Origin of the sequence: Anaerosporobacter sp., from assembly GCF_031551385.1 — a bacterium.
In the GTDB taxonomy this organism is placed as follows: Bacteria; Bacillota; Clostridia; order Lachnospirales; family Lachnospiraceae; genus Anaerosporobacter.
The window spans coordinates 1-4,085 of the sequence record NZ_JAVBNS010000202.1; the positions used below are offsets into that span (position 1 = coordinate 1).

General features: G+C 35.4%; 3 protein-coding genes. 2 read left to right on the plus strand and 1 reads right to left on the minus strand.

Annotated elements, in window-relative coordinates; genetic code table 11:
* Positions 1-983: glycoside hydrolase family 10 protein (locus RMR19_RS15915; protein ID WP_310604487.1), on the plus strand; the 983-nt coding region annotated here is incomplete at its 5' end.
* Between the two features lie 172 nt (positions 984-1,155).
* On the opposite strand, the gene RMR19_RS15920 is transcribed toward RMR19_RS15915, so the two are convergent.
* On the minus strand, positions 1,156-3,033 hold the full coding sequence (locus RMR19_RS15920) for a DUF4914 family protein (protein ID WP_310604488.1): 1,878 nt from the start codon (positions 3,031-3,033) through the stop codon (positions 1,156-1,158).
* 391 nt (positions 3,034-3,424) lie between these two features.
* Here RMR19_RS15920 and RMR19_RS15925 point away from each other — a divergent pair.
* Positions 3,425-4,085 (plus strand): acyltransferase domain-containing protein (locus tag RMR19_RS15925; RefSeq protein ID WP_310604489.1); only part of this gene is annotated, 661 nt, incomplete at its 3' end.

A 4,085-nucleotide genomic window follows, 5' to 3' on the forward strand; every position in this document is an offset into this window, starting at 1 on the left:
CAAAATATTTTCCTTGGTCTAAGTATGTATCAGGTACACAAGGGAAAAATCCAGGATATGATCCATTAGCGTATATGGTTGATGCAGCACATAAGAGAGGCTTGGAATTCCATGCATGGATAAACCCATATCGTGTAACTCTTCAATCAACAGATTACTCTGCTTTAGCAGAAGATAACTATGCAAGAATATGGCATGATGACGATGATACAACAAATGATCGCAACATATTAGAGTTTGATACAAGTGGACAGAAAAAACCAAATATCTATTATAATCCTGCATCAGCAGCGGCTCAAAAGTTAATTGTTAATGGAGTAAAAGAAATTGTTACAAATTATGATGTAGATGGAATTCATTTTGATGATTATTTCTATCCAAACCTTGGTTCGAAATACAAAACAACATTTGATAATGTGGAATACAATGAGTATGTTACAAAATGTATTGACGATGGAAAGAAGCCGAATGCAATTGATGTTTGGAGAAGAAATAATGTTAATACGTTAGTGAAGAAGGTATATGCTGCAATTAAAGATATTAATTCTAATGTTATATTCGGAATAAGTCCAGCAGGAAATCCAGTGAATCTATATCTTACTCAAGGTAATTATGTAGATGTGAAGACATGGATGGCTTCTGACAAGTATATTGATTATATATGCCCTCAATTATATTGGTCATTTGAGCATGAACTCGTAGATAAAGCTACGGGGTTTGCAACAGCTTTCGACAAGGCAACCGATTACTGGTTGTCATTACGAAAAAGTTCGACTGGTAATATGTACATAGGAATTCCAACTTTTCGGGCTGGTTCGAATTTGGAAACCGAATGGGAAGAAAACGATGATGTACTACAACGTATGATAGAATATGGACGTAGTACAGGGGAAGTGGATGGATACTTCTTCTTCCGATATGATTCTTTCTTTGCGAAAGCGACACAAGTAGAAGTAGAGAACTTGTTGAGCGTGTTAAATTAAATATTAGATTTAGTTACATTCAAGCAAAACAAGAATTAAAAGATAGATATATCTACACGAATCAAAATTAAAAGCATTATAGGAATAACAGGTGTAACGTGCTATAAACGTTACACCTGTTATTTTTATGCAATTTTTGTGTTTAAGTCAGTAATTTCTTTTGGCTTGTAAATTAATAAAGACCTAACGGAGTTATACTACAGTAATCTTCGACAGTTCCACCGTTTCTAAAGCACTGAATGATTTCTCTTCCTAATGGTTGTAAGTCTTCTGTATCGAATTTTTCTAATTCACGAGCAAAGAAATTCGTAAGGATAGTAGCACCTTTATCATAACCTTCAATACCAAGTAAGTCTTGTTTCTCACAACGAAGGAATTTGGAACGAATATATTGGCCATCTACTTTCATTTCTTTTAGTGCATATCCAAGTAAGGGACAACGTGATTCTACTAGACGATCCATCTTGAAGTTAATACCACCACGACGTGCAAGATATTCAACAACAATATTTTCAGGGGCAAAACCAACTTCGTATACACCGATATGTTGGTTTGGAATTAGGATGTACTTTGTGTTTGGTGAAGCCATAATTTGATCAAGCAAAAGATTGGCTTGTTTCACACGTTCACCAGTAGCAAATGGCCAGTAAGAACCAACACCTTCACTAATCATACCTTTTGAATCAACGATACTTGGATTATTATGTCCACGTGGTGAAACAAGTCTCCATAACCAAGCAAGTGCAGGTGGTATTACATGAAACATACCCATAATTCCATAGTTTGGATTCTCTGCTGTTGAAGGTGGCATACGAACACCAAAACTTCTTACAGAAACTTCAACAGGCTCATGAACGATATTTTCAATATTCTTTCTTGGGATAATTACACGAGGGTTTGGACAAGGCTGTCCGTCAGAATCAAGTGTATGTTCCCAAGGAAGGCATGTAGACCCAGGAGTTCCTTGTAAATTAAAGAAAAGTAGTGGTTCATCCGGGTGAATGGATAACTTCTCGTGTTCAGGACTAGAGCCATATTCCTTAATACCATCAACACGTAGGAACCAACCATCTTCACCATCTGTTAAGCATAGTTTTCCGCTTTGATTTTGGAAGCTTGGATGACAGATTGCCATATCATCTGTTACGGGTTTGATTGTACAAGTATCCCCCATATTAATATAATTCTTTTCACCAGAGATTGTATGTATTCCTAAAAGAACACGACCGTCAGACGATTTCTTAACCTCTTCAAGTAATTCGCTCTTTCCACCGCCAGAAGCACCTTCATGCATAATAACGGTTTCATTCTCATATGGAGTTACAACTTTAGCGCAAGAGGCATGTGCAGTAACCCAACCTTCACTTTCTCCAATATCAAGTAATACGCTGTAAACACCTTTCTTTGCCGATGGGCCTGGATATAAATTGTAAGAAAAAATTTCATGGCAATCATCAAGGCGATTGTGAACACAAACTTGCTGTCCCCCAAAATGTGTGTGGCGAAAAGGTGGAGCTACATAGATAACAGAGCGTGGACGAAAACCAGCAGATTCTTCTGCGTTAATAAATCCTTGTAGTAATGCGACACCATATGCGAAGAAAGCAGCATTTAAAGGGCAAATTAAGAAAGAACCATATCCATAAACATTACCACCAGCACTAAATGGAATTGCAATAAGTTCTTGTGTTTTTAACCATTCAAGTGTTTCTTTACGAACAGGATCAAACTCCATGCCATATTCATCACGATATCTTGGTTTGTCTGTTGGCTTATGATCGGCAATAACCATACAGTTAGGGTCACGACGACGCATATAATCTTCCATATAATTAACAACAGCACCATTTCGACAACGAACAACATTAGCTTCTTTATAGTTGCCTTTTTCCGGTAAGGAATAGATAACATCATGAACCATCGTTTCTTCTGAACCAAAAACTAATTTAAAAAGTTCGGATTTTGTAGTAGGTGTATGTACACCTGCGCAGTTTGATAATACATCTTGTAATTCTTCAGAAAAATCAAATTTTTGTAATAATTGATTCATATAAACCCTCCTTGTTGGATATATTCATTATGACTAGCTTAACATGAAATGAATTAAGATAGTGTTAATATTTCATTTTAGTTGATTTGCAAATAGCGTATTGCAGATTAATATACACGTAAACAATAGCAAAGTCAAGCTTTAAAATAAAAATAAATATATTTCGATTTTGCAAGTTTGTAAAATGAATCTTGCAAAATAAATTCTGCCCATATGTAAAAAAGGGTAGATTCATTATGGAATATGAATTGTAAATGCGTCAGATAGATGCTATAATTACTATACGGAAAGAGAGTAAATGAGAAGGAGAACATGTAGCCAAAAACTTCTTTCAAACATAGATATTTTGGCGATATCACAAGTAAAGTTGTGATATGCATGGGTGCTAAAGATGGATTCGATTATTAAAATATGCGAAAAAATTGGTTTACAGCAAGAAGTTATAGAGAACGTAATAGTATTTGATACTACATTTGCATATGATAGTGTGAAAACAGAAATGGAACAGTTGCTAGAATATGAGACAGCAGACGATGCAAGACTTAGATTAAAAGAAGTGCTTGGAGAAGATAAGAATGGAATTAAAATATTAGCTTGTATGATGCGATGTTTGGAAAAGACATATGAGCAATATAAAGAATTAGGAATGCCAGAGCAGATATTTGTAGACACAATGGGATGTTTTCCAAGATTTATAGAAGAGCATAAAGTTAGCTATGGCATGTATGGTTTTGACCGTGATTGGTGGGTAGCAAGACAGATTGGTATGTTATTATTTCGAATTGGCGTGTTAGAGTATGAATTGACATATGAAAAAGGAGAAAAGGTAGTTAGTATACATATACCTTCCGATGCAAAATTGTCCATCGCAACATGTAGAGAATCCTATGTAGAAAGCCAGAATTTCATAAACAAATATTATCCAGAATACAAAGAATGCAACTACATCTGTGATTCCTGGTTGCTATCACCTGCACTGAAAGAGTTATTGCCAGAGACTTCTAATATTATTCTATTTCAAGATGCATTTGAAATCAAGGAATGGGACAAAG

Excerpts from the sequence above, each read along its gene's own strand:
- RMR19_RS15920 (WP_310604488.1), bottom strand. The coding sequence starts at position 3,033 with ATGAATCAATTATTACAAAAATTTGATTTTTCTGAAGAATTACAAGAT.